The sequence below is a fragment of the Herbaspirillum sp. C7C2 genome (assembly GCF_022627865.1).
Lineage (GTDB): Bacteria > Pseudomonadota > Gammaproteobacteria > Burkholderiales > Burkholderiaceae_D > Herbaspirillum > Herbaspirillum frisingense.
This window is the reverse complement of the sequence record NZ_JABXGI010000010.1, coordinates 21,828-45,812: the sequence shown is the minus strand read 5'-3', so window position 1 is coordinate 45,812 and position 23,985 is coordinate 21,828. Positions and strand designations below refer to the sequence as shown.

Annotated in this window: 24 protein-coding genes; 19 read left to right on the top strand and 5 right to left on the bottom strand. The window is 64.4% G+C overall.

Annotation, left to right across the window (positions count from 1 at the left end):
* The first annotated feature begins 8 nt into the window (after positions 1-8).
* The gene (locus HWE04_RS14620; RefSeq protein WP_241812835.1) at positions 9-308 is read left to right on the top strand and encodes a helix-turn-helix domain-containing protein; all 300 of its coding nucleotides are present in this window, start codon (positions 9-11) and stop codon (positions 306-308) included.
* A 53-nt stretch (positions 309-361) separates the two neighbouring features.
* Here the strand turns inward: HWE04_RS14620 and HWE04_RS14615 are convergent, their stop codons facing one another.
* Positions 362-1,801: an aminotransferase-like domain-containing protein gene (locus HWE04_RS14615; RefSeq protein WP_241812834.1), complete on the bottom strand. Its 1,440-nt coding sequence runs from the start codon at positions 1,799-1,801 to the stop codon at positions 362-364.
* A gap of 62 nt (positions 1,802-1,863) precedes the next feature.
* Between HWE04_RS14615 and HWE04_RS14610 the strand changes: the two genes are divergently transcribed.
* On the top strand, positions 1,864-2,535 hold the full coding sequence (locus HWE04_RS14610) for a glutathione S-transferase family protein (RefSeq protein ID WP_241812833.1): 672 nt from the start codon (positions 1,864-1,866) through the stop codon (positions 2,533-2,535).
* Between the two features lie 18 nt (positions 2,536-2,553).
* On the opposite strand, the gene HWE04_RS14605 is transcribed toward HWE04_RS14610, so the two are convergent.
* Both HWE04_RS14605 and HWE04_RS14600 read right to left on the bottom strand, forming a co-directional pair.
* A complete protein-coding gene (locus HWE04_RS14605) occupies positions 2,554-3,861 on the bottom strand; it encodes an ATP-binding protein (RefSeq protein ID WP_241812832.1) in 1,308 nt (435 codons plus the stop codon).
* Complete coding sequence (locus HWE04_RS14600; RefSeq protein ID WP_241812831.1) at positions 3,858-4,601, bottom strand: response regulator; 744 nt, start codon at positions 4,599-4,601, stop codon at positions 3,858-3,860. Before HWE04_RS14600 ends, HWE04_RS14605 begins: the two co-directional genes overlap by 4 nt.
* A gap of 225 nt (positions 4,602-4,826) precedes the next feature.
* Here HWE04_RS14600 and HWE04_RS14595 point away from each other — a divergent pair, with 225 nt between their 5' ends.
* The 9 genes from HWE04_RS14595 to HWE04_RS14555 all read left to right on the top strand — a co-directional run bounded on the left by HWE04_RS14595 (position 4,827) and on the right by HWE04_RS14555 (position 14,799).
* Positions 4,827-6,896 (top strand): TonB-dependent receptor domain-containing protein, encoded by a 2,070-nt coding sequence (locus tag HWE04_RS14595; RefSeq protein ID WP_241812830.1) that lies wholly within the window; start codon positions 4,827-4,829, stop codon positions 6,894-6,896.
* Positions 6,896-7,840 carry an alpha/beta hydrolase gene (locus tag HWE04_RS14590; RefSeq protein ID WP_241812829.1) on the top strand — a complete coding sequence of 315 codons (945 nt, stop codon included), beginning with the start codon at positions 6,896-6,898 and terminating at the stop codon, positions 7,838-7,840. Before HWE04_RS14595 ends, HWE04_RS14590 begins: the two co-directional genes overlap by 1 nt.
* A gap of 151 nt (positions 7,841-7,991) precedes the next feature.
* A complete protein-coding gene (locus HWE04_RS14585) occupies positions 7,992-8,669 on the top strand; it encodes a PepSY-associated TM helix domain-containing protein (RefSeq protein ID WP_077238227.1) in 678 nt (225 codons plus the stop codon).
* Positions 8,670-8,745: 76 nt separating this feature from the next.
* On the top strand, positions 8,746-9,291 hold the full coding sequence (locus HWE04_RS14580; protein WP_039876113.1) for a DUF2271 domain-containing protein: 546 nt from the start codon (positions 8,746-8,748) through the stop codon (positions 9,289-9,291).
* Between the two features lie 53 nt (positions 9,292-9,344).
* On the top strand, positions 9,345-10,175 hold the full coding sequence (locus tag HWE04_RS14575; protein WP_006464544.1) for a DUF4198 domain-containing protein: 831 nt from the start codon (positions 9,345-9,347) through the stop codon (positions 10,173-10,175).
* An 84-nt stretch (positions 10,176-10,259) separates the two neighbouring features.
* Positions 10,260-11,267, top strand: a complete 1,008-nt coding sequence (locus HWE04_RS14570) for an FAD:protein FMN transferase (protein WP_241812898.1) — start codon at positions 10,260-10,262, stop codon at positions 11,265-11,267.
* 2 nt (positions 11,268-11,269) lie between these two features.
* Complete coding sequence (locus tag HWE04_RS14565; protein WP_241812828.1) at positions 11,270-12,808, top strand: sulfite reductase subunit alpha; 1,539 nt, start codon at positions 11,270-11,272, stop codon at positions 12,806-12,808.
* Positions 12,809-12,937: 129 nt separating this feature from the next.
* Positions 12,938-14,296 carry a hemolysin family protein gene (locus tag HWE04_RS14560; protein WP_241812827.1) on the top strand — a complete coding sequence of 453 codons (1,359 nt, stop codon included), beginning with the start codon at positions 12,938-12,940 and terminating at the stop codon, positions 14,294-14,296.
* 320 nt (positions 14,297-14,616) lie between these two features.
* Positions 14,617-14,799: a DUF1289 domain-containing protein gene (locus HWE04_RS14555; RefSeq protein WP_234296080.1), complete on the top strand. Its 183-nt coding sequence runs from the start codon at positions 14,617-14,619 to the stop codon at positions 14,797-14,799.
* Between the two features lie 24 nt (positions 14,800-14,823).
* Here the strand turns inward: HWE04_RS14555 and HWE04_RS14550 are convergent, their stop codons facing one another.
* On the bottom strand, positions 14,824-15,222 hold the full coding sequence (locus HWE04_RS14550) for an NINE protein (RefSeq protein WP_006464549.1): 399 nt from the start codon (positions 15,220-15,222) through the stop codon (positions 14,824-14,826).
* 288 nt (positions 15,223-15,510) lie between these two features.
* On the opposite strand from HWE04_RS14550, the gene HWE04_RS14545 reads away from it, so the two are divergent.
* The 7 genes from HWE04_RS14545 to HWE04_RS14515 all read left to right on the top strand — a co-directional run bounded on the left by HWE04_RS14545 (position 15,511) and on the right by HWE04_RS14515 (position 21,705).
* Positions 15,511-16,845 carry an MFS transporter gene (locus tag HWE04_RS14545; RefSeq protein ID WP_342222436.1) on the top strand — a complete coding sequence of 445 codons (1,335 nt, stop codon included), beginning with the start codon at positions 15,511-15,513 and terminating at the stop codon, positions 16,843-16,845.
* A 61-nt stretch (positions 16,846-16,906) separates the two neighbouring features.
* The gene (locus HWE04_RS14540; RefSeq protein ID WP_006464551.1) at positions 16,907-17,605 is read left to right on the top strand and encodes a DUF4197 domain-containing protein; all 699 of its coding nucleotides are present in this window, start codon (positions 16,907-16,909) and stop codon (positions 17,603-17,605) included.
* Positions 17,606-17,659: 54 nt separating this feature from the next.
* Positions 17,660-17,824 carry a hypothetical protein gene (locus HWE04_RS14535; RefSeq protein ID WP_241812826.1) on the top strand — a complete coding sequence of 55 codons (165 nt, stop codon included), beginning with the start codon at positions 17,660-17,662 and terminating at the stop codon, positions 17,822-17,824.
* Between the two features lie 387 nt (positions 17,825-18,211).
* Positions 18,212-18,925, top strand: a complete 714-nt coding sequence (locus tag HWE04_RS14530) for an ABC transporter permease (protein ID WP_077238220.1) — start codon at positions 18,212-18,214, stop codon at positions 18,923-18,925.
* A 74-nt stretch (positions 18,926-18,999) separates the two neighbouring features.
* Positions 19,000-19,914, top strand: coding sequence for a glycine betaine ABC transporter substrate-binding protein (locus HWE04_RS14525; RefSeq protein WP_241812825.1), 915 nt, complete (start codon positions 19,000-19,002; stop codon positions 19,912-19,914).
* A 10-nt stretch (positions 19,915-19,924) separates the two neighbouring features.
* Positions 19,925-20,575, top strand: coding sequence for an ABC transporter permease (locus tag HWE04_RS14520; protein ID WP_006464554.1), 651 nt, complete (start codon positions 19,925-19,927; stop codon positions 20,573-20,575).
* Positions 20,572-21,705, top strand: a complete 1,134-nt coding sequence (locus HWE04_RS14515) for an ABC transporter ATP-binding protein (RefSeq protein ID WP_241812824.1) — start codon at positions 20,572-20,574, stop codon at positions 21,703-21,705. The genes HWE04_RS14520 and HWE04_RS14515 overlap by 4 nt, the downstream gene beginning before the upstream one ends.
* Positions 21,706-21,933: 228 nt before the next feature.
* Here the strand turns inward: HWE04_RS14515 and HWE04_RS14510 are convergent, their stop codons facing one another.
* The gene (locus HWE04_RS14510) at positions 21,934-22,827 is read right to left on the bottom strand and encodes a LysR family transcriptional regulator (protein WP_241812823.1); all 894 of its coding nucleotides are present in this window, start codon (positions 22,825-22,827) and stop codon (positions 21,934-21,936) included.
* Between the two features lie 159 nt (positions 22,828-22,986).
* Here HWE04_RS14510 and speB point away from each other — a divergent pair, with 159 nt between their 5' ends.
* The gene (gene speB / locus HWE04_RS14505) at positions 22,987-23,940 is read left to right on the top strand and encodes an agmatinase (RefSeq protein ID WP_006464558.1); all 954 of its coding nucleotides are present in this window, start codon (positions 22,987-22,989) and stop codon (positions 23,938-23,940) included.
* The last annotated feature ends 45 nt before the right edge of the window (positions 23,941-23,985 follow it).

Below are 23,985 nucleotides of genomic sequence, written 5' to 3'. Positions count from 1 at the left end.
TGGTGGACATGGCAGACATGGCAGACATGGCGGACTCGGCGGACCCGGGCAGCGGCGACCTGCAGGAGCGGGCGCGGCAACTGGGCGTCCCGCCCGAGGTACTGCTCATCGTCGAGACCTTGCAGGCCGACGCCGAAGAGAAGGAGGGCGGCGCGCTGTCACTGGCGCGCCTGTCCAAGCGCACGCAACTGCGCATGAGTACCTTGCGGCGTCTGCTGTCGGCGCTGGAAGAGGCCGGCGTGGTGCAGGTAGCGATGAACGAGGACGGGACCGGCAGCGTCAGCTTGCTGGTGCCGCCGCCTCAGTAAGCGCTACCTGAGCGACCTAGGCGCCACCGCCGCCGTGAGCAGCCGCAGACAACTCAATCCGCCAGTTCCTGCACCAGCTTGCCCATCAGTTTGAGGGCCTGTTCGATCTCCCTCGACCAGTCATAGCTGTAGTTGAGCCGGATGAAATGGCTGTAGCGATTGGTGGCCGCGAAGATGCGTCCCGGCGCCACCGTGATGCCCAGTGCCAGACTGCGGCGATACAGCTCCATCGCATCCACCTGCGGCGGCAACTCCACCCACAGCACATAACCGCCTTCGGGCGCGGAGACCCGCGTGCCTTCCGGGAAGAAGCGCAGCACGAAGTGCCGCATCAACTCGCGTTGCTGGGCAAAGGCGCGGCGTACCCGGCGCAGGTGGCGCTCGTAGCCGCCCTGGGTCAGGTATTCGGCGATGGCCCGTTGCGGCGCGGTGGGCGTAGCCAGGGTGTTGAGGAACTTGAGCTTTTCCACCTGATCGCGGTAGCGGCCGGGCATGGCCCAGCCGATGCGGTAGGCGGAGGTCAGGCTCTTGGAAAAGGACGAGCAGTGCAGCACCAGGCCGTCGCGGTCGTAGTTCTTCAGCGAAGAAGGATGCGCATTGCCGTAATAGAGTTCGCTATAGACGGCGTTTTCGATCAGCGGCATCTGGTGCTGTTCGGCCAGGCGCACCAGCCTTTCCTTTTCGCTGTCCGGCATCTGGAATCCGAGTGGATTCTGGAAGTTGGGCATCACCATGCAGGCCGCCACGGCTTGCGTCTTCAGACATTCTTCCAGGGCCCCGACGTCCATCCCGCGCTCGGGATCGGTGGGGATTTCCAGCGCCCGCATGCCCAGTCGCTCGATGGCGTGCAGCATGGCGTAGAAGGTCGGGGTCTCGACCGCGATGGTGTCGCCCGGCTTGGCCACGGCTTGCAGGCAGAGGTTGATGGCCTCGGTCGCGCCGACGGTGATGACGATTTCCTCGGGGGCGACCTTGAGACCGTTTTCCAGGTAGCGCCGGGCGATCTGGCGCAGCAGCTCCGGATGGCCCGGCGGCAGGTCGTCGAACACGCTGGACTGGCTGGCATGGCGGGCGATCTTGCCGGCGTACTGCGCCAGCCGGTGCGAGGGGAAGAGCGCCGGGTTGGGGTAGGGCGACCCCAGCGGCACGGTACCGTCCTGCTGGATAGTCCTGAGCGTGGCCAGGACCAGCCGGCTGACGTCGACCTCGGTCGATTCCTGCCAGGCCGGGTGATCCTCGCGCGAGGCCTTGGCCACGGGCATGGCCACGGTCTCGGCCTGGGCCCGTACGAAGTAGCCGGATTGCGGCTGGCTTTCGATGATGCCCTGGCTTTCCAGCAGTTCGTAGGCGCGTACCACGGTCGTGACGCTGACCTTGTGTTGCTGGCTGGCAATGCGTACCGAGGCGATGCGCTCGCCCGGGCGCAGCACGCCGGCGCGGATCGAGGCCGCCAGCTGGTCGGCAAATTGTTTGTAGAGAGGCATGGCGGCCATGGAAGAGGGATGTGGGACGGCGGTGTTAAAGTGCTAAGCCCGCATTCTACAAGGACGCCGCCATGATCACCGTGCATCACCTGAACAACTCCCGCTCGCAGCGCGTACTGTGGCTGCTGGAAGAGCTGGGGCTGGATTACCAGATCAAGTTCTACCAGCGCAATCCCAAGACCATGCTGGCCCCGCCGGAACTGCTGGCGGTCCATCCCCTGGGCAAGTCGCCCGTGATTACCGATGGCGACCTGACGGTGGCCGAGTCGGGCAACATCATCGAATACCTGCTGGAGCGCTACGGCGCCGACAGTGGCCTGCTGCCGGCCGTCGGTACCGCCGAGCGCCTGCGCTATCGCTACTGGCTGCACTTCGCCGAGGGCTCGGCCATGCCCTGGCTGTTGCTGGGCCTGATCTTCGCCAAGATGCCCGGGGCCGTGCCGGTGCTGATCCGTCCGATCGCCAAGATGCTGGCGCAGGGCATGCGCAGCCGCGTGGTCGCGCCGCAGCAGGAGCGGCAGCTCAAGTTCATGGAAGCGGAACTGGGCAAGGACGGCTGGTTCGCCGGGGCGCAGTTCACAGGGGCGGACATCCAGATGAGTTTCCCGGTCGAGGGCCTGCGGGCGCGAGGTGGACTGGATGAGCGTTATCCCAGGCTGCTCCGCTACCTGGAAGCCATCCACGCCCGGCCGGCCTACCAGCGGGCGCTGGAAAAGGGCGGGCCTTACGAGCTGTTGCGCTAGCCTTCGGCGCGGGAGATTTCAGGCCGGCAAGCTCACCTGGGCGCGCAGGCCACCGCCGCTGCGATTGCACAGCAGCAGGCGCCCGCCATGGGCCTCCACGCTGGAGCGGGCGATGGCCAGCCCGAGGCCGACATGGCTGTCGCGGCCCCGATGGCGGGCCGGGTCAAGGCGCACGAAGGGCTTGAAGACTTCCTCCAATTGCGCCTCGGCGATGCCGGGGCCGTCATCGTCGACCAGGATCGTGAGCGCGCCATCGGACTGCGCCCTCAGGGACAGGCGCGCGCACTGGCCATAGCGCACTGCGTTGTCCACCAGGTTGCCCAGGGCGCGGCGCAGGTGGATCGGGCGGCAGCGATAGGGCTGGGAAGTCGCCTCTTCCAGCAGCACCTGGTGCCCCTGGGCCGACTGTTCCTCGGCGATCTCGCGCAATAGTGCCTGCAGATCGATCTGTTGAGTGGCTTCGGCGTGGGCGTCGTCGCGTGCAAAGTGCATCGTTTCTTCCACCATGACCCGCATCTCCTCGAGGGTGCGGATCATCGCCGTGCGCAGCGCGGCATCGTCCACCAGTTCGGCCCTTAGTCTCAGGGAGGTGATCGGCGTGCGCAGATCATGACTGATGGCGGCCAGCATGCGGGTGCGGTCTTCCACGAAGCGGCGCAGCCGTTGTTGCATCAGGTTGAAGGCGCTGGTGACGTCGCGCGCTTCCTGCGGGCCGGTGACCGGCAGGGCGTCGATCTGCTCACCCCGGCTGACCCGTTCGGCGGCCTGTGCCAGGGCCTTGATCGGGCGCAGGATGCGGCGCAGGAACAGCGCCACGATGACCAGCACCGGCAGCGTCGAGACCGGCACCGAGAAGCGTAGCGGGCGCTGCCAGCCCTGGGTGATCACCGGGAACTGCACGGTGTTGACCCAATGCCCATCTGGCGTGCGCAACGCCATGCGCAGCGTGGCCGGGCCTTCCGGGGATTCGTACAGGCTCACCCGCAGGGCATCGGCGGGCAGCGCCAGCATGTCCTGCAGGCGCTGGCGCAGGATGTCTTGGTCGCGTCCTCGCTGGTGCTGGGCATCGATGTGCGGTTGCGGGTCCAGCGTATAGCGTCGGCTGTCCAGGCTGGCCTGGAGCAGCGCCGCCCGGGCCTGGGGCGTGGGCAGCAGGCCCAGGCGCCAGGCGATGGCGGCGTGTTCGGCCATCTGCTCGCGCGAGATCACGTGGATACGTTCGCCATTGCCCAGTACCAGCATCAGGCCGATGGCATGGGCCGCTACCAGACCGACCAGCAGCAGGGCCAGCAACTGGCCGGTCATGGTGCGCGGCCACAGTCTCATGAGACGGCGGGCTCTGCGCTGACCTGGGCCGCCAGCAGATAGCCGTTGCCCCATACCGTCTTGAGCAGGCTGGGGCGGCGCGGGTCGGGTTCGAGTTTCTTGCGCAAGCGGCTGACCTGGCTGTCGATGCTGCGATCGAAGGCCTGGGCTTCGGTGCCAGCGGTGAGATCCAGCAGGCGGTCGCGCGAGAGCACGGTGTTGGGATGTTCCACCAGGACGCGCAGCAGGCGGTATTCGACGCTGGAGAGGGTCACGCTGGCGCCGTCGCGGTCGCGCAGTTCGCGCTTGTCCACATCCAGGGTCCATGTATCGAAGAGGTAGCGCCGCACCGCCAGCGGCGCAGCGGGCAGCGATGCGCCCGGCAGTTGGCGGGCGATGCGGCGCAGCACGCTGCGGATGCGGGCCAGCAATTCGGCGGGTTCGAAGGGCTTGATCAGGTAGTCGTCCGCACCAGTGTCCAGGCCGCGGATGCGGTCGTCGCTGGAGGCCATGGCCGTCAGCAGGATCACCGGCGTACCCAGTTGCTGGTCGATGTAGCGGCACAGCGAGAGGCCGTCCTCGCCCGGCATCATCACATCCAGCACCACCAGGTCGAAGCGTTGCCTGCCCAGCAGCGCGCGCGCCTGCGCGGCATCCAGTGCCATGCTCACCAGCAGGTCCTGGCGGCGCAGGTAGGCGGCCAGCGGTTCACAGATATCGGGATGATCATCCACCACCAGGATGTGGCGTTGCGCTTGCATGGTTGTTCCTTCTCCGGTGGCCTTGGCTTGCCACACTTTGACAAACTTTTGCCAATTTTAAATGAATATAATTCTCATTTGCAAATCAACGGCAATCGACCAGGACCCGTCCGGTCTGGCGCAAATCCATTTCCCCAGCGACGTTGCAGGCCATGACCGTGGCCAGCAGGGGAGCGTTTGCGCCCGGACGTCGGCACGCTGGCATCCAACAGGGGAAGCAATCACATGTACGCATACCGTCTTTTCACACCCAATCGCATGACGCTCGCGGTGGCTGCCGCACTGGCCTTGTCGGCCGGTCTGGCGCAGGCACAGCAGGCCGAAGCCGGCCTCAGCCAGGTGGTGGTCACCGCCACCGGTTTCGAGCAGGAAGTCATCGATGCACCGGCCAGCATCACCGTCATCGGCCAGGATGAATTGAAGAAGAAACCCTTCCGCGACCTTACCGATGCCTTGAAGGATGTCGAGGGCGTGACTGTCACCGGCACCGCCAGCGAAAAGGACATCTTCATTCGTGGCCTGCCCGGTGCCTATACCCTGATCCTGGTGGACGGCAAGCGGCAGAGCACGCGCGATGCGCGCACCAACGGCAATTCCGGCTTCGAGCAATCCTTCATTCCCCCGCTGGCGGCCATCGAACGCATCGAGGTGGTGCGCGGGCCGATGTCCTCGCTCTACGGCTCAGATGCGATGGGCGGCGTGATCAACATCATCACCAAGAAGGTGGCGCGCCAGTGGGGCGGCTCGGTCAGCGTCGATACCACCTTGCAGCAGCATGCCGACTCGGGAGATGCCTACCAGGGCCAGTTCTACGTCAACGGTCCCATCGCCAGCGATGTGCTGGGACTGCAGATGTGGGGCAAGGTCTACAAGCGCCAGGAAGACCGCATCCTCAACGGTAATACCAAGGCGCTGGACACCGACTTTACCGCCCGCCTGGCGCTGACGCCCAACAAGGACCACGACATCCTGGCCGAGATCGGGACCACCCAGGTCCGGCGCGATGCCTCCAGCTATCACACCCTGGCGGCCACGCGTACCACGGCCGATACCTACAACGAAAACCCGCGCGACCACATGTCGCTGTCGCACACCGGTCGCTATGGCTGGGCCACCTCGGATGTATCCATCTCCTACGAGAAGGCGCAGCGCAAGAGCTACACCGAAAGCCCGGTCGGCAGCGACAGCTACACCCAGGCCGCGCGCGCCCCCAAGATCGAGAACCTGGTGATGGACGGCAAGCTGTCCCTGCCGCTGGGGGCGCACTGGCTGGTACTGGGCGGCCAGTGGAACGAGGCCACCCTCACCGACGTCAACCCGGGCGTGAGCAGTACCCTGGTGCAGCAGTTCAAGATCACCCAGAAGGCGCTGTTCGTCGAGGACGAGTGGAAGCTGACCGAACGCCTGGCCCTCACCGGCGGCCTGCGCCTGGACCACCACCAGGTCTATGGCAACCACTGGAGCCCACGCCTGTATGCGGTCTGGCATGGCAGCGAGCAACTGGTGCTCAAGGGTGGTGTCTCGCGTGGTTTCCGGGCGCCGGACATTCGCACCATCGCACCGGGCTACGCCTATACCACCGGGGGCGCTGGCTGCACTGTCGGCCCCACCGGCACCTGCGGGGTCATCATCGGCGACCCCAACCTCAAGCCCGAGACCAGCACCAGCTGGGAAATGGGCGCACAGTGGGATAACCACGCCGGCCTGGCCGCCGGTGCCACGCTGTTCTACACCGACTTCAAGGACAAGGTCAGCAATGCCCTGGTCTATAACGCCGATGGCAGCATTGCGCGCTGGTCGGCCAACAGCAACTATCGCCTCTGGACCAGCTACAACGTCGATCGCGCCACGATCAAGGGCATCGAGTTGAGCGGGCGCTGGCAGGCTACCCGCAGCGTGGCGTTCAAGTCCAACTACACCTATACCGATTCACGCCAGAAGGGTGGTGCCTACGATGGCTATGCGCTGGCCCGCACACCCAAGCACATGTTCAACCTGCGTGCCGACTGGACTCCGGCCGATGCCTGGACCGTCTGGAGTGCGCTGGCCTACCACGGCAAGGAGGTCAATGCAGCTGCGCGCGTGGGGACTGCCGGCACCACCATTTCCTCGTCGGGGGTCAAGGAGTACCAGGGCTATACCCTGGCCGACCTGGGGGTGACGCATGACATCAACAAGCTCACCTCGGTCAGCGCGGCGATCTACAACCTCACCGACAAGCGTCTGGATGAGCAGAGCTTCAACACCGTCGGCGATGGGCGCCGGCTGTGGGTCAGCCTGACGCAGCGCTTCTGATGGCCGGCGTCGATCTGCACCGGCGGCGCCTGCTGGTGGCCGCCATGCTGGCCAGCCTGCCGGCAATGGCGGTAGCGCAGCCTGATCTGTCGCAGCGGCTGGGGCCGACGATTGCCGAGCACGGTTCGGCCTGGTATCGCTTCGAGCGCTTTGCGCTGCGCTCGCAGGACGGCCAGCGCAGCTACCGGGTGACCGTGTGCCTGCCACGCCGTGCCGCGCCGGCGGACGGTTATCCGGCCATCGTCCTGCTGGACGGCAATGCCGCGCTGGCGGCCATCGACGAAGCGCAGTTGCAGGCGCTGGACGCGGTCGGACCGCCGTTGATCGTGGCCATTGGCTACGACACTGACCTGCGCTTCGATGTCGCGGCCCGCGCCTATGACTACACGCCGCCCATTCCTGCCGGGCAGGCCGATGACGAAGCCCTGCGCGGACGCCGGGGCGGTGGGGCCGATGTGTTCCTGGACCTGCTGCAGGATCGCATCCTGCCGCAGGTGCGTCGGCTGGCACCATTGGACAGTGGGCGCCTGAGCCTGTGGGGGCATTCCTACGGTGGCTTGTTCGTCTTGCATACGCTGTTCACCCGGCCGGGGCTGTTCTCCCGCTATATCGCCGCCAGCCCATCGCTGTGGTGGCAGCGCGGCCTGATCCTGGAAGAAGAACGGCGTTTCACGGAGGCGCCCGGCGCCCGGCTGTGGCTGATGGTGGGGGAGGCCGAACAGCGGGAGCGCAAGCCCGCCCGGGAGCTCGATGAACGTAGCCGCGCCATGCTGGCCGCGCGCGCCTGGTTACCGCCCCAGGCGTTGCAGGAAATGGCGGTGCGGCTGCGTCAGCGCCAGGGGCTGGAGGTGCAGATGCGCAGCTTCCCGGGGCTGGCGCACGGACCGATGCTGCCGGCCTCACTGGCCCCGGCGCTGCGTATCGCTGCCGGGCTGGCGCCTTGAGACGGACGGCTGCGGGAGCTGCGTGGGCGGGTTTGTATCGTCATGTATCGCAAAGTAAAAGACCCGCGATGGGGCTGGCACAGCGCAGCAGTGAAGCTATAATTGAGAATTGTTATTATTTGCAGCCTGCTTCATTTCGGTTGTCGCTTTCATGAAGGATTCTTCACTCATCCCTGTCAATGCCGTTGCGGACCAGAAGCGTCGGGCCTTCTGGCTCAAGCACCTGCACCAGTGGCACTGGATCAGTTCCGGCATCTGCCTGGTGGCGATGCTGGCTTTCGCCGTCACCGGCCTGACGCTGAACCACGCCGCACAGATCGAAGCAAAGCCGCAGGTAGTGCATCGCACCGCCGTGCTGCCGCCCGCGCTGCTGACCCCGCTGCGCCAGCAGGCCGAGGCGGCGTCCGCCGTCGATACCAAAGGCGGCAGCAAGGACCCCTTGCCCGCGCCGGTGCGGGACTGGGTCGCCCAGCAGTGGTCGGTGGCGGTGGGCACGCAGGCGGCGGAGTGGTCGACCGACGAAGTCTATGTGGCGCTGCCACGTCCCGGCGGCGATGCCTGGCTGCGCGTGGCGCTGGAAGACGGGCAGGTGGAATACGAAAAGACCGATCGCGGCTGGATCTCCTATTTCAACGACCTCCACAAGGGCCGCAACACAGGCGCCGCCTGGAGCTGGTTCATCGATATTTTCGCCGTAGCCTGCCTGGTGTTCTGCATCACCGGGTTGTTCCTGTTGCAGATGCATGCCGGCAAGCGCCCGGCCACCTGGCCGCTGGTCGCGCTGGGCCTGGTGGCGCCGCTGTTGCTGGCGCTGCTGTTCATGCATTGAAGCTTGCGTTTTTCTCCCAGCCAGACGAGCCCGGTGGGCTTGCAGCCAGTCATCCTGTCTTATTTTGCGAGGTCACATGAAGCGTAGTCATTCCATGCTGCTCAAACCGACCGCCCTGGCGCTGGCCATGGCGGCGCTGTTCGCCACGGCCGCCCCGGCCGGTGCGGCGGAGATGAATCTGAAGATCGAGGTTCCCACCCTGAACGTGGCCGAATACCACCGGCCCTACCTGGCGGCCTGGATCGAACGCGCCGACCAGAGCGTGGCGGCCAATCTGGCGGTCTGGTACGACGTCAAGAAAAAGGACAAGGAAGGCGAGAAGTGGCTCAAGGATATGCGCCAGTGGTGGCGTCGTACTGGCCGCGAGCAGCAGATGCCGATCGACGGCGTCAGCGGTGCCACCCGCGCACCGGGTGAGCAGAAGCTCAATTTCGGTTCTGCCAAGGGGCCGCTGGCCAACCTGGCCCCGGGTGACTATGTGCTGATGGTGGAAGCCGCCCGCGAAGTCGGCGGTCGCGAACTGGTCAAGGTGCCGTTCCAGTGGCCGCCCAAGTCGGTCCAGAGCGCCAAGGGCCAGGGCAGCAGTGAACTGGGGGCGGTGGCGCTGGAACTGAAGCCCTGAGGCACAGAAGCGCAGCATCACACCATAAAACCATCAAGAAAGAGGAACCTGTCATGACGTTTTCCCTGAAGCATTTCACCGCCCGTTCCATGAAGATCGCCGCGCTGGCCCTGGCCATCAGCCTGCCGCTGTCGGCCCATGCCCATCGCCAGTGGCTGCTGCCCTCGGCCACCGTGCTCTCCGGCAGCGAGGCCTGGGTGACGGTGGATGCGGCGGTCTCCAACGACCTGTTCTACTTCGAACACTTCCCGCTGCGCCTGGACGGGCTGGTGGTGACCGGCCCCGACGGCAAGCCGCTGCAGGCGGTCAATGCCGCCACCGGCAAGTATCGCAGCACCTTCGATGTGCAACTGAGCCAGCCCGGCACCTACAAGATCGCCGTGGTCAACAACGGCGTCTTCGCCAGCTACAAGATCGATGGCCAGCAGAAGCGCTGGCGCGGTAGCGCCGAGGCCCTGGCCAAGGAGATCCCGGCCAACGCCACCGAACTGAAGGTGACCCAGATGAATAGCCGGGTGGAGACCTTCGTCACCGCCGGCAAGCCGACCACGGCTGCCCTGGCGCCGACCGGCACCGGTCTGGAGCTGGTCCCCGTGACTCATCCCACCGACCTGGTGGCGGGTGACACCGCGACCTTCCAGCTGCTGCTGGACGGCAAGCCGGCCCCCGACATCGAAGTGGAACTGGTGCCCGGCGGCATCCGCTATCGCGACAAGCTGCTCGACACCAAGCTCAAGACCGCGGCTGATGGCAAGTTCAGCGTGAAGTGGGCGGGCCCGGGCATGTACTGGATGGAAGCCAGCGTCGCCGACCAGAAGACCACGCTGCCGCAGGCCACCCAACGCCGCGCCACCTACATTGCCACCATCGAAGTGCTGCCCTGAGCACGGCCTGACCGACCTTGTTGGCGCCTGCGATGCGGGCGCCGTTTTCATTTTGGATACCTGTTTGGAGTGTGAGCGGTGATGATGTCCCATCGCGTGTTGATCCCCATCGACCTGGAGGCCCCGGCCGCGCTGCCCGCCGGGGCAGTGGCCCATCGCCTGGCCGGCGACACCATGGGCACGACCTGGAGCGTGCAGTTGCTGGCCCCACCGGCGCTGACCACGGCGGCCATTGCCGATGCCATCCAGGCGCAGTTGCAGCGCGTGATCGACGAGATGAGCACCTGGTCGCCACAGTCCATCATCAGCCGCTTCAACCAGGCCCAGGCCGGTAGCTGGCATGCATTGCCGCCAGCATTCTTTACCGTGCTCGATGCCGCGCTGACCATGGCGGCCGACAGCGAAGGCGCCTTCGATCCCACGGTCGGGCCGCTGGTCGATCTGTGGGGTTTTGGCGCCGGTAGCGTGGCCGCCGACCGTCTGCGCCTGCCCGATCCGGAGCGCCTTGCGGCCGTGCGCCAGCGCTGCGGCTGGCAGCGCATCGTGCTGGACCGCGAGCAGCGCCGGGTGTTGCAGGCCGGTGGCGTTTCTCTGGATTTTTCAGGTATCGCCAAGGGTTACGCGGTCGATCTGGTGGCGCAGGCCCTGCATGAACTTGGCTGTGCAAGCTGGCTGGTGGAAATCGGTGGCGAGCTGGCCGGGCAGGGCGTCAAGGCCGACGGCCAGCCCTGGTGGGTGGCGCTGGAACGGCCCCCGCACGATACCGCCCCGGGCATGGTGGTGGCGCTGCACGGCCTGTCGGTGGCGACCTCGGGCGACTATCGCCGCTATGTCGATCATCAGGGCCAGCGCTATGCCCACACCATCGATCCGCGTACTGGCGCACCGGTACGGCAGGCGCTGGCCTCGGTGACGGTACTGCACCGGCAGTGCATGGTGGCCGATGCACTGGCCACCGTGCTGACCGTGCTGGGCGAGGAGGCCGGCATGGCCTTCGCCCGCCAGCGCGGTATTGCGGCGCTGTTCATCAGCGCACAGCCGCAGGGCTACCGCGAAACCATGACCCCGGCCCTGGCCGCCATGCTGGAGTGAGCATGGCACTGCAGACCCGTTACCTGCTGGCGGCGCTCGTCGCGCTGACCTACCTCGTCTTCTGCGTCATGACGGCGCTCACCTACCGCCGCGCGCAGCGCCGGCAGCAGGCGCAATGGGCGGCCGCAGGCAACAGCGATGCCGCCACCGTGCTGCTGGCCTTTGCCAGCCAGACCGGCACGGCCGAGCGCCTGGCCCTGCAGAGCGCGCAGAGCTTGCGGGCCGGCGGCATGGCGGTACGCGTGCTGCCGCTGGACCAGCTGCAGGAGGATGACCTGCTGCACGAGGATGACCTGCTGCGCAAGCGGCTGATCCTGTTCGTGGTCAGCACCACCGGCGAGGGCGATGCGCCCGACATGGCCGCCACCCTGGCGCAACGCATGGCGCAGCCGTCCCCGGGCGCGCCGCTGCCGCAACTGCAGTTCGGCGTGCTGGCGCTGGGCGACCGCAGCTACCAGCAATATTGCGCCTTCGGCTATGCGCTGCATGCCTGGCTGGGGCGCCGCCACGCGCAGCCGCTGTTCGATGTGATCGACGTCGACAACGGCGACGACGGCGCCCTGCGCCATTGGCAACATCAGCTGGGCGTGCTCAGCGGGCATAGCGACGAGGCCGACTGGAGTGCGCCGGCCTACGGGCGCTGGCGGCTGGCGCAGCGTCGGCTGCTCAATCCGGGTAGCGCCGGTGGAGCGGTGTACCACCTGCAACTCACGCCGCTGGACCTGCCCGCGCCGAGCTGGCAGGCCGGCGACATCGCCGAGATCGGCCCGCGCAACAGCGACCAGGCAGTACTGGGCTTCATACAGGCGTTGGGTTTGCAGAATGAAACGACAACGCTGGCTCCGGTGCTCGCGAGCCGCTTGCTGCCGCACGAGGCCGCGGCGCTGCAGGCCTTGCGCGGCTTGTCCGGCGCTGACCTGCTCGCCCGCCTGAAACCCCTGCCGCACCGTGCCTATTCGATTGCCTCGCTGCCGGCCGATGGTGGCCTGGAGCTGATGGTGCGGCTGATGCACCAGCCCGATGGCCGGGCTGGCATCGGTTCCGGCTGGCTGGGCCTGCATGCCGCGCCGGGCCAGGAGATCGACCTGCGGGTGCGGGTCAATACCGCCTTCCATGGCCCGCAGGACGACCGTCCGCTGATCCTGATCGGCAACGGCACCGGGCTGGCCGGACTGCGTGCGCATCTGCGCCAGCGCATCGCCGCCAGGCAGCGCCGCAACTGGCTGCTCTTCGGCGAGCGTTCGCATCGACACGACTTCTTCCATGGCGACGAGCTGCGGGGCTGGCTGGCCGAGGGGCATCTGCAGCGGCTGGACCTGGCCTTTTCGCGCGACCAGGCACAGCGCATCTACGTGCAGGACAAGCTGCGCGAGGCCGCCGCTGAACTGCAGCAGTGGGTGGAGCAGGGCGCCAGCCTGTACGTGTGCGGCAGCCTGCAGGGCATGGCGGCCGGCGTCACGCTGGCGCTGCAGGAGATTCTGGGCGAGGCGGCCCTGCAGGCGCTGGCCGAGCAGGGGCGTTACCGGCGCGACGTCTATTGAGGGCAGGCGTCAGGCCTCACAGGTGAAGTTGGCTGACAATGCCGGCAAATCCCATGGATTTGCCGGCATTTGCTTTTTCTCCCCGTTGCGCGAGAGAATGTCACATCAAATCAATGAGATAAGAACAACATGAGCCTATTCGCCAGCCTGCTGCTGATCCTGCTCCTGGTGGTGGTCAGCGCCTTTCTTTCCTGCGCCGAGATTTCCATTGCAGCCTCCCGCAAGATCCGCCTGGAGATGATGTCCAAGGAGGGCGTGCAAAATGCCGACCGCGTGCTCTCGCTGCAGGCGCAGCCGGGCAATTTCTTCACGGTGGTGCAAATCGGTCTGAATGCCGTGGCCATCCTCGGTGGTGTGGTCGGCGAGCCGGCGCTGACGCCGCACATGCGCGAGATCATCAGCACCTTCTATGTCGGCCCGCTGCTGGAGAACGTCAGCTTCGCCATGTCCTTCCTGGTGGTGACGGCCTTCTTCATCCTCTTCGCCGATCTGATGCCCAAGCGCCTGGCCATGGTGGCGCCGGAGCGGGCGGCGGTGGCGCTGGTCAAGCCGATGCTGTTGCTGGAGAAGCTCTTCAAGCCGCTGGTGTGGTTCTTCAACAGCCTGTCGAAGTGGATTTTCACGCTCTTCGGCCTGCCCCAGGTGCGCACCGAAGTCATCACCCCCAACGAGATCCACGCCATGGTCGATGCCGGCGCCCAGGCCGGCGTGCTGCTCACGCAAGAGCATCACCTGATCGAAAACGTGTTCGAGCTGGAAAGCCGCTACGTGCCCTCGGCCATGACGCCGCGCGACAGCATCGTCTACTTCCTGCTCACCGATAGTGAAGACACGATACGCCAGAAGATCATCGAGCATCCGCATTCGCGCTTCCTGGTCTGCGAAGGCCATATCGATGCCGTGCTGGGCTATATCGACAGCAAGGACGTCTTGAAGCGCCTGCTCAAGGGCGAGCAGTTTTCCCTGGCCGACAAGGGGCTGGTGCATACCCCGCTGTCCATCCCCGACAGCCTGAACCTGTGGGAAGTGCTGGAGCGCATGAAGGCCATGGACGAGGACCTGGCCATCGTGGTCAACGAATATGCGCTGGTGGTGGGCATCATCAGCATCACCGATGTCACCGGGGTGTTGATGGGCAACCTGCTGGCCATGGCCGAGGAAGAGCAGCAGATCGTGCGCCGCGATGAAAACTCCTGGCTGATGGATGGTCTTACGCCGCTCAACGACGTGATGAACGAACTGGACATCGACGAATATCCCAACCCGGTCGGCTACGAGACCCTGGCCGGTTTCATCATGTACATGCTGCGCAAGATTCCCAAGAAGACCGATTTCGTGCTGTTCTCGGACTTCAAGTTCGAGGTGGTGGATATCGAGGGCAATCGCATCAACCAGTTGCTGGTGACCCGCTTCAAGCTGGAGCGGACGGATAAGACGGACAAGGCGGATAACGCGGACAAGACCGACAAGGAAGCCGGTACGAATTAATACGTTTTTTCAGATTTTTCCTATCCTCACGACCTGCCCGAATCGGGATACTTCCCCTCGGTCGTTTGCTTGAAAGACTGGTACTCGGGGAAAGCAGACGGCCGTTTTAAAAAGTAGCAAACGCAGCAAACGCAGCAAATGCAGTAACGCAGTAACTGAAGTAACCGTAGCAGAGGTAGTCGTGGGCAGCCCGCATCCGCAAGGATGCGGGCTTTTTTTCGTCGGTCGATTTCCGTATCGATGCTGCCGTCGACGGTGCCCGGCCTGCAGCGCCTGCCGCATTGAAGTACAGTCAGGCCTTTGGTGTATTCAAGCGGGAAGTGAAATTGGGAAAAGAGGTCAAGAGCCCTTGCGTCTCCTTGTGCAAGCTCAAGCACGAAGTCTGTACCGGCTGCGGGCGCACCCGGGATGAAATCAAGGACTGGAAATCGATGAAGCGCAAGGCGCAGCTGGAAACCGTCCATCTCGCCGCCAAGCGCCTGAAGGCCCTGAAGAAGAAATAGCGGCGGCCGTGTGCCGCCGCGAGCTTACGCCCTGGCCCCGTGGTTGCGTTCCGAAATCTGCGCGTTGAGCGTCCAGAAATCGTAGAGCACGCCCAGCAGGAAGAAGCCTCCCGTGAACAGGTAGACGATGCCCGAGATCCACTTGCCGATATACATGCGGTGTACGCCAAACAGGCCCAGGAAGGTCAGCAGCAGCCACGCCACCGAGTAATTGACCTCGCCACCGACGAAGCGCGCATCGGCCTGGCGGTCCATCGACGGGATCAGGAACAGGTCGATGATCCAGCCGATGCCCAGCAAGCCCAGCGTGAAGAACCAGATCGTGCCCGTCACCGGCTTGCCGTAGTAGAAGCGGTGAGCGCCGGTGAATCCGAAGATCCAGAGCAGGTAGCCCAGGGTTTTGCTATGGGTGTCGTTGTTCATGCAGGCTCCAGAAAAAGTGCAGTTCAAAACCGTAAAAAGCAGGCGGTCCGGCACATTGTAGTGCGCGGACGGTGCGTTACTTTACGGTAGAGTTACAAACAAAAGTGAAGTTCAGCAACAGGCACCGGTCAGCAAAGCCCCGCGGGGCTTGCCCGCAAGAAAAGCTCAACTGGTATAAACTGTGAAGCTTCAGGAGGCACAGAACCTCCGCCACCTTCATTCCGCCATCTGTTGCCCATCGTGCGACCTTCGCTGCTCATTCCGCTTATCGTCGGCTGTGCGCTGTTCATGGAAAACATGGACGCCACCGTGCTGGCCACCTCGCTCCCCGCGCTGGCGCGCGATCTCAACCAGGACCCGATCACCCTCAAGCTGGCCATGACCGCCTATGTCGCGGCGCTGGGCGTGTTCATCCCGATCTCGGGCTGGATGGCCGACAAGCTGGGCGCGCGCAAGGTGTTCAGCGCGGCCATGATCGTGTTCATGACCGGTTCCATCCTGTGCGCGGTCTCCGGGTCGCTGGTGACCTTCGTGGCAGCGCGTTTCCTGCAAGGCATCGGCGGGGCCATGATGGTGCCGGTGGGGCGGGTCATCATCGCCCGTTCGGTGGACAAGTCCGAACTGGTCAAGGCGGTCAGCTACCTCACCCTGCCGGCGCTGCTGGGGCCGGTGGTGGGGCCGCTGCTGGGTGGTTTCATCACCACCTACTTCCACTGGCGCTGGGTATTCCTGATCAATATCCCGTTCTGCTTCCTCGGCCTGTACCTGGCCAATCGCTTCATCCAGAACTTCAAGGAAGACGACCCGGCACCGCTGGATGTGAAGGGTTTTGTACTGACCTCGGTCGGCGCGGCCATGATCATGCTGGGCCTGTCGCTGTTCGGCAGCCATCTGGTGGATGGCGCCACGCCGGTGGCCATGTGCTCCATCGGCGCCATCGCGCTGGTGATGTACTACCGCCATTCCACCCAGATCGCCTTCCCGCTGCTGGACTTCCGGCTGCTGCGCATTCCCACCCTGCATGCCAGCGTGGTGGGTGGTTCGCTGTTTCGCATCGGCCTGGGCGCCGTGCCTTTCCTGCTGCCGCTGGCCTTGCAGGAAGGGTTGGGGATGACCGCCTTCCAGGCCGGCAGCATCACCTGTGCCTCGGCCTTCGGCTCGCTGTTCATCCGCCTGCTGGCCAGCCGCGTGCTGCGCCGCTATGGCTTCCGCACGGTGCTGATGGTCAATGCGGTGTTCGCCGGTATTGCCCTGGCGGCGTACGGTATCTTCAGCATCCATACGCCTTATCTGCTCATTGTCACCATCGTATTGATGGGCGGCGTGTTCCCGGCGCTGCAGTTCACCTGTCTCAATTCGATTGCCTATGCCGACATCGACAACCGCGATGCCGGTCGCGTCACCAGCCTGGCCAGCGTGATCCAGCAGCTGTCGTTGGGACTGGGCGTGACCGTGGCCGGTATCGTGCTGCAGCTGTCGAACCACCTGCAAGGCCATTCCAGCATCGTCGCTGCCGACTTCTGGCCGGCCTTCGTGGTGATCGGCCTGTTCTCGGTGGCCTCGGTGCCGATCAGCGGCAGGCTGCCGCACAACGCGGGCCTGGAGCTGTCGCGCGGCAAATGAGTCGATAGGGGAGACGGGGCAGGGCTGGTATCATCGCCGCACCGTCACGATGGAGTTCCGCATGTCCCTTCCTTCCTCCCCCCTGCGCCGCCTGGTTGCGGCCAGCCTGATCCTCGCCTCCTGCAGCGCCTTCGCATTTTCCCTCTCCGACCTGAGCAATCAGGACGCCAGCGCCGGCTTGAAGGCCGCGCTGGAAAAGGGCGCCAGCACGGCGGTCGCCAACCTCGGGCGTCCCAATGGCTTCCTCAATAACGACAAGGTCAAGATCCACCTGCCAGGCGCCCTGGAGCAGGCCATGCCCATCCTGCGCATGACCGGCATGGGTGGCCAGGTCGATGGCCTGGTGGCCGACATGAACCACGCGGCCGAAGCCGCCGTGCCGCTGGCCAAGCCGCTGCTGATCAACGCGGTCAAGGCCATGTCGGTGAGCGATGCCAAGAACATCCTGACCGGTGGCGACACCTCGGTGACCGACTTCTTCCGCCAGAAGACCTCGGGTGAGCTGGCCGTGAAGTTCCTGCCGCTGGTCAAGCAGATCACCGACCGCAACGGGCTCTCCGGCCGCTATAACGCGGTGATGGGACAGGTTGCCAAGTCCGGACTGGTCAGCGCCGACCAGAGCACGGTGGAGGGCTACGTCACGCAGCGCGCGCTGGATGGCCTGTTCCTGATGATCGGCGAAGAGGAAAAGGCGATCCGCAAGGACCCGGTGGGCAGTGGCAGCGCCATCATCGGCAAGGTGTTTGGGGCCATCCGCTGAATACGTTCCAGGCCGATTCCTGATTTCCGACGCTGGCCGTCGCCAGCAGGTTGCATGGAAAAGATCGCCAGTCACAGCCGTGACTGGCGATTTTTTTTGACGCTTTACATCGTCGCCAAGCTCGGCAGGATGCCGCTTGGGACAAGGGATAGCGCCGGAAGGGCGGTTTTCAGGTTGCACTCTTTTGACAGCATATTGACCGCTGTTGGGAACTTTTAAAAGTGCTTCAGATCTGCAAGTTATGGATTCATATTGCTACATTGCTGGACAGCATTAAGCGATTGGTTTAAACTATCGTTTGTCTTCGCGACATAACTTGTTCAACTACGACTCTCAGCAGTGTCCGATCCGCGCTTGTGCGGGTTGTCCAAATTTCCGGCTGGCAGCGCGAACGCCCTCCCGTTCTCCACGGTGACCCGTTCCCATCCCTGTCCGGTGTGCATCATGCCGAGGCTGGCTTCATCGCTTCGGTTTCATCGCTGCCCTTGCAGCTTTCGGTTCGCATCCAAACGATACGCCCTGATGGGCAAGCGAACCCCTTAAAAATTGACTCTATAACCCGTCGTCGCGGCGTCATGTCGTGCCGGCTATACCAACGGGGGTAACATGACACGTGTTCGTCACGTCTTCGCCGGCGCATGCGGTATTGCGCTGGTCCTTGCAGGACTGGTCTGGTGGATCGGTCCGGAGGTCATCCAGAAGTATCGCGGTGACCTGATCTACTACACCGGCAAGCACCTGGAACTGGTCTTCTTTTCCATGGCGCTGGCCCTCGCGGCCGGCATTCCGGCCGGTATTGCGCTCTCACGTCCCTCGATGCAGCGCAGCGCCGAGAAGTTCATCCAGATCTTCAACATCGGTAACACCATCCCGTCCATCGCCGTGCTGGCGCTGGCACTGGCTTTCTTCGGCATCGGCAATGGTCCCACCATCCTGGCGCTGTGGCTGGCTTCGCTCCTGCCCATCGTGCGCAATACCTACGAGGGCTTGAAGAACGTGCCGGCCGCCATGAAGGAGGCGGCGCGCGGTATCGGCATGAAGCCGCACCAGATCCTGCTGCGGGTGGAATTGCCCAATGCGCTGCCCATCATCGTCGGTGGCGTGCGCACCGCGCTGGCGATCAACGTCGGGACCGCACCGCTGTCGATGCTGATCGGCGGCGAGAGCCTGGGTGGCCTGATCTTCCCCGGCATCTACCTCAACAACCACGGCCAGCTGCTGCTGGGCGCGGCGGCCACGGCCTTGCTGGCACTGGTGCTCGATGCCCTGGTGACGACGCTCTCCGGCCTCTACCTGGCCCGACGCGGGCTGCGTACCTGAAGCCGCGCAGCGCAGACTTCCATCACAAGAACGACCGCACGCCGTCGTATCGGCATAGCGGTAGAGAGGAAAGCATGACAAGCAAGACCATCGCAAAATACGCCCTGTGTGCCCTCGCCATGGGCCTGGCCATGTTCGGTGCAGCCCGTGCGCAGGCGCAGAACCTGGTCATCGGCGGCAAGAATTTCACCGAGCAATTGCTGCTCTCGGACATGACCGCGCAATACCTGCGCGCCAAGGGCTATGACACCGAATTGAAGAACGGCCTGGGTACCACCCTGATGCGTTCGGCCCTGGAAAGCGGACAGCTCGACATCGTCTGGGACTACACCGGCACCGCCCTGATCGTCTACAACCACATCGAGGACAAGCTCGATCCCGACCAGATCTACCAGAAGGTCAAGGAGCTGGACGCCCCGCGTGGCCTGACCTGGCTGAACCAGTCCGAGTTGAACAACACCTACGCCTTCGCCATGCCGCGCGAACTGGCCGAGAAGTATCAGATTCATTCACTGCAGGACCTGGCCAAGCGCATCAACGAGGATGACAGCGAAGGCCACAAGCCCCACCTCATGGGTGTGGACTACGAGTTCGCCTCCCGTCCCGATGGCCTGGGCCCGATGCAGGCGCTCTACGGCTTCAAGCTCGATCGCAGCGAGGTCAAGCAGATGGACCCAGGGCTGGTCTATACGGCCCTGAAGAACGAACAGCTCTTCGTCGGCCTGACCTATGCCTCGGACGGCCGCATCAAGGGCTTCGACCTGCAGCTGCTGGAGGATGACAAGGGCTACTTCGCCGCCTACAAGGCGACCCCGGTGGTGCGCCAGGACATCCTGGAGAAAAACCCCGAGCTGGCAGCGCAATTGAACGAACTGGCCGCCAAGATCGACACGGCGACCATGACCGAACTGAACAAGCGCGTCGACATCGACCAGGAACCAGTGGCCAAGGTGGCCGCCGACTTCCTCAAGCAAGCCGGCCTGATCTGAGGAGGACACCATGAACATCTTCCAATACCTGCAATCGGACTGGCCCAATATCCTTGAACTGACCCTGCAACACCTGAAGCTGGTGGGTATCGCGGTCAGCCTGGCGATCCTCTTCGGTGTGCCGCTGGGCATCCTGGTGGTGCGCGTGCGCTGGCTGGCCGGCCCGCTGATGGGCCTGGCGACCATCGTGCTGACGCTGCCCTCCATCGCCCTGTTCGGGCTGATGATCCCGGTGTTCTCCAAATTCGGCGCGGGCATCGGCCCCTTGCCGGCCATCACCGCCGTATTCCTGTATTCGCTGTTGCCGATCATGCGCAACACCTACCTCGCGCTGGAAAACATCGAGGCCGGCGTCAAGGAGGCCGGCATCGGCATCGGTATGACCTTCTGGCAGCGCCTGCGCATGGTGGACCTGCCGCTGGCGGTGCCGGTGATCCTGGGCGGCGTGCGTACCGCCGTGGTGATGAATATCGGCGTGATGGCCATTGCCGCCGTCATCGGCGCCGGCGGCCTGGGCGTGCTGATCCTGCATGCCATCAGCCAGAGCAATATGCAAAAACTCGTGGTCGGCGCCGTGATGATCAGCGTCCTTGCGATCATCGCCGACACCCTGCTGCAACGACTGCAGAAAATCCTGACACCGAAAGGAGTTCAAAAATGATCGAACTGGACCAACTGAGCAAGACCTACACCCAAAAGGATGGCACCCAGGTCAAGGCGGTGGATGCCGTCAGCCTGAAGGTGGCCGAAGGCGAAATCTGCGTCTTCCTCGGCCCCTCGGGATGCGGCAAGACCACCACCCTGAAGATGATCAACCGCCTCATCAATCCGACCTCGGGCCGCGTGCTGTTGAACGGTCAGGACACCTCCGGCATCGATGAAGTCGAACTGCGCCGCCATATCGGCTACGTGATCCAGCAGATCGGCCTGTTCCCCAACATGACCATCGAGGAAAACATCACCATCGTCCCGCGCCTCCTGGGCTGGGACAAGAAGCGCTGCCACGAACGTGCCACCGAGCTGATGGCCATGGTGGCGCTGGACCCGAAGAAATTCCTCAGGCGCTATCCGCGCGAATTGTCCGGCGGCCAGCAGCAGCGCATCGGCGTCATCCGCGCCCTGGCGGCGGACGCCCCGGTGCTGCTGATGGATGAACCCTTCGGCGCGGTCGATCCGATCAACCGTGAATCGATCCAGAACGAGTTCTTCCAGATGCAGCGGCAGTTGAACAAGACCGTCATCATGGTCAGCCACGACATCGACGAAGCCATCAAGCTGGGCGACAAGGTGGCCGTCTTCCGCGCCGGCAAGCTGGTGCAGTTCGACAATCCCGATACCTTGCTGGCCCGTCCCAAGGATGATTTCGTGGGCGCCTTCGTCGGCCAGGATCACACCTTGAAGCGCCTGCTGCTGGTGCGTGCCGGCGAGGCCGCCACCACCCCGGCCACGGCGCAGCCGGATGTGTCCTGCGACCAGGCCCTGGCGCTGATGGATGACCAGGATTCGCGCTATCTGACCATCATCGATGCCGAGAACCGCGCCCTGGGCTACCTGACCCGCCGTGATGTGCGCGGCAATACCGGCGTGGCCGAGGACATGGTCCGTCCCTTCACCATGAACGCCGCCCCGGATGAAAACCTGCGCGTGGTGCTCTCCAAGATGTACAAGCACAGCACCAGCTGGATGCCGGTGATCGCCAACGATGGCAGCTACCTGGGCGAAGTGACCCAGGATTCGATCGCCAGCTATCTCAGCTCGGGCAAGTCGCGCGGGATGGCCATGGCGGCTTGATCGTGGTGTAGCGCGCCAAGAACGGAAGCGCCGCTGCGCCTTCGATACGCGCCTGCGGCGCTACTCAGGTCGAACGGTCGGTGGTGACGGGACGGCAGTGCATAGGCTCCGTTCGCCCTGAGTAGACGCGATAGCGTCGTATCGAAGGGCCGGTTCGGAGAGACTCCGTATCAACATCGCTCAAGGGCAATGCGTAGGCATTGCCCTTTTTTGCGTCCTGATTCACTTTTACTGTGCCGCCTTCAAGTCTTCCAGGAAGGCTGCCACGATGGGTTCGCTCACGCTGCTGCGATTGGTGACCACGCTGATGCCAACCTCATAGGACAGCTCGGTCCGGTTCAGGGCCCGCATCTGCCCGCGGGCGACATACTCGCGCCCCATCTCCTCGGGCAGGTAACCCAGGTGCTGGCCGGAGAGGATGAGGATGGACATGGCTTCCATATTGCCGGTCACGGCCATGATGTTGCGTCGGTGGATGGGCACATGGCCGGGTGGCACCGGGTAGTCGCGCCAGGCCCAGGCGTGTTGCGCGGCCTGTTCCGGGGCTATCTCGCCGGGCTGGTCGAACAGCGGGTGGGGCGGGGCGCAGTAGGCCACCTGACGCTCCAGCATCAGCTGCGTGTACTGCAGGGCGGTGACGCGGCGCCAGAAGTAGCCGATGGCGATCTGGATGCTGCCGTTCAGGAGCATCTCTTCCAGCTCGCTGGGCGTGCGCACCAGCAGTTCGATGCGCACCGCTTCATCACGCTGGCGGAACTGGCGGATCACGTCCGAGAGCCGGGTGTTGTGGTGGGCCGGGGTGTGGCCGATCAAGCCGATGGAGAGGGTGCCGACCAGGCGCTTGTCGAGATTGCGGGCTTCCATGCCGAACTCGGAGAGCGCATCCATCATGCGGCGCGCCGAATCGGCAAACTTCTCGCCCTTGGCGGTGAGCTTGAAACCGGCCCGGCCGCGCTCGCAGAGGCGAAAGCCCAGGCGCGTCTCCAGCGTGTTCAACTGGGCGCTGATGGTGGACTGGCCGACATTGAGCTTGGCCTGCGCCGCCGACACCCCATGCGAATCCACCACCGCCAGGAAGACGCGGATCAGCCGCAGGTCCAGATCGAAGACATTGTTGAGCATGATGAGTGGGCGGGCGGCGAGGGCGGCGAAGTCGGGGGGGGAGACCGCATTCTTACATTGATGGAAATCGATGTAAACGTCGCCACATCGGTATATTTTCGCTAATCCTGGCTCGCTAGAATGCATTCAAGCTCATTGGCGATACAAGGATAAGCATCGATGGAACATGCACTATATCAGCCCCTCGGGGGTAATGTGATGCCCCGTTTTGGGGGGATTGCCACCATGATGCGGCTGCCACATGTGGAAAATCCCGCTGGCCTGGACGTCGGATTCGTCGGCGTGCCGCTGGATATCGGCACTTCCAACCGCTCCGGCACGCGTTTCGGTCCGCGCCAGATCCGCACCGAATCGGTGCTGCTGCGCCCCTACAACATGGCTACCCGGGCCGCGCCCTTCGATTCGCTGAAGGTGGCCGATCTCGGCGACGTGGCCTTGAATCCCTACAGCCTGCTGGATTCGGTGCGCATGATCGAGGAGGCCTATGACGCCATCTATGCCACCGGCTGCAAGACCATCAGTCTGGGCGGCGACCATACGCTGACGCTGCCCATCCTGCGGGCCATGGCGCGTCATCGCGGCCCGGTCGGGCTGATCCATGTGGACGCCCATGCCGACGTCAACGACACCATGAACGGCGAGAAGATCGCCCACGGCACACCCTTCCGGCGCGCCTTCGAAGAGGGCCTGCTGGACCCCAGGCGGGTGGTGCAGATCGGCCTGCGTGGCACGGGCTACCACGCCGACGATTTCGACTGGTGCCGCGCCCAGGGTTTCCGCGTGGTGCAGGCCGAGGAGTGCTGGCATCGCTCGCTGGCGCCGCTGATGGAAGAGGTGCGCGCGCAGATGGGTGATGGGCCGGTCTATCTCACCTTCGATATCGATGGCCTCGATCCGGCCTTCGCGCCCGGCACCGGCACGCCGGAAATCGGCGGGCTCACGGTGCAGCAGGGGATGGAAATCATCCGTGGCTGCAAGGGGCTGGACATCGTCTCGGCCGATGTGGTCGAGGTCTCGCCACCCTATGACCAGGCCGGCACCACGGCGCTGGTGGCGGCCAACCTGGCATACGAAATGCTCTGTGTCTTCCCGGGTGTGAAATATCGTGCCTGATATCGTGCCTGATTGCGCGCCCGATACTGCAACCCATTGCATCAC

Excerpts from the sequence above, each read along its gene's own strand:
- HWE04_RS14540 (WP_006464551.1), top strand. The coding sequence starts at position 16,907 with ATGTCCCTTCCTTCCTCCCCCCTGCGCCGCCTGGTTGCGGCCAGCCTG.
- HWE04_RS14535 (WP_241812826.1), top strand. The coding sequence starts at position 17,660 with ATGGAAAAGATCGCCAGTCACAGCCGTGACTGGCGATTTTTTTTGACG.
- HWE04_RS14510 (WP_241812823.1), bottom strand. The coding sequence starts at position 22,827 with ATGCTCAACAATGTCTTCGATCTGGACCTGCGGCTGATCCGCGTCTTC.
- HWE04_RS14610 (WP_241812833.1), top strand. The coding sequence starts at position 1,864 with ATGATCACCGTGCATCACCTGAACAACTCCCGCTCGCAGCGCGTACTG.
- HWE04_RS14565 (WP_241812828.1), top strand. The coding sequence starts at position 11,270 with ATGGCACTGCAGACCCGTTACCTGCTGGCGGCGCTCGTCGCGCTGACC.
- HWE04_RS14575 (WP_006464544.1), top strand. The coding sequence starts at position 9,345 with ATGACGTTTTCCCTGAAGCATTTCACCGCCCGTTCCATGAAGATCGCC.
- HWE04_RS14520 (WP_006464554.1), top strand. The coding sequence starts at position 19,925 with ATGAACATCTTCCAATACCTGCAATCGGACTGGCCCAATATCCTTGAA.
- HWE04_RS14585 (WP_077238227.1), top strand. The coding sequence starts at position 7,992 with ATGAAGGATTCTTCACTCATCCCTGTCAATGCCGTTGCGGACCAGAAG.
- HWE04_RS14600 (WP_241812831.1), bottom strand. The coding sequence starts at position 4,601 with ATGCAAGCGCAACGCCACATCCTGGTGGTGGATGATCATCCCGATATC.
- HWE04_RS14580 (WP_039876113.1), top strand. The coding sequence starts at position 8,746 with ATGAAGCGTAGTCATTCCATGCTGCTCAAACCGACCGCCCTGGCGCTG.
- HWE04_RS14550 (WP_006464549.1), bottom strand. The coding sequence starts at position 15,222 with ATGAACAACGACACCCATAGCAAAACCCTGGGCTACCTGCTCTGGATC.
- HWE04_RS14545 (WP_342222436.1), top strand. The coding sequence starts at position 15,511 with ATGGAAAACATGGACGCCACCGTGCTGGCCACCTCGCTCCCCGCGCTG.
- HWE04_RS14525 (WP_241812825.1), top strand. The coding sequence starts at position 19,000 with ATGACAAGCAAGACCATCGCAAAATACGCCCTGTGTGCCCTCGCCATG.
- HWE04_RS14595 (WP_241812830.1), top strand. The coding sequence starts at position 4,827 with ATGTACGCATACCGTCTTTTCACACCCAATCGCATGACGCTCGCGGTG.
- HWE04_RS14530 (WP_077238220.1), top strand. The coding sequence starts at position 18,212 with ATGACACGTGTTCGTCACGTCTTCGCCGGCGCATGCGGTATTGCGCTG.
- HWE04_RS14590 (WP_241812829.1), top strand. The coding sequence starts at position 6,896 with ATGGCCGGCGTCGATCTGCACCGGCGGCGCCTGCTGGTGGCCGCCATG.
- HWE04_RS14515 (WP_241812824.1), top strand. The coding sequence starts at position 20,572 with ATGATCGAACTGGACCAACTGAGCAAGACCTACACCCAAAAGGATGGC.
- HWE04_RS14620 (WP_241812835.1), top strand. The coding sequence starts at position 9 with ATGGCAGACATGGCAGACATGGCGGACTCGGCGGACCCGGGCAGCGGC.
- speB (WP_006464558.1), top strand. The coding sequence starts at position 22,987 with ATGGAACATGCACTATATCAGCCCCTCGGGGGTAATGTGATGCCCCGT.
- HWE04_RS14605 (WP_241812832.1), bottom strand. The coding sequence starts at position 3,861 with ATGAGACTGTGGCCGCGCACCATGACCGGCCAGTTGCTGGCCCTGCTG.
- HWE04_RS14570 (WP_241812898.1), top strand. The coding sequence starts at position 10,260 with ATGTCCCATCGCGTGTTGATCCCCATCGACCTGGAGGCCCCGGCCGCG.
- HWE04_RS14615 (WP_241812834.1), bottom strand. The coding sequence starts at position 1,801 with ATGGCCGCCATGCCTCTCTACAAACAATTTGCCGACCAGCTGGCGGCC.
- HWE04_RS14560 (WP_241812827.1), top strand. The coding sequence starts at position 12,938 with ATGAGCCTATTCGCCAGCCTGCTGCTGATCCTGCTCCTGGTGGTGGTC.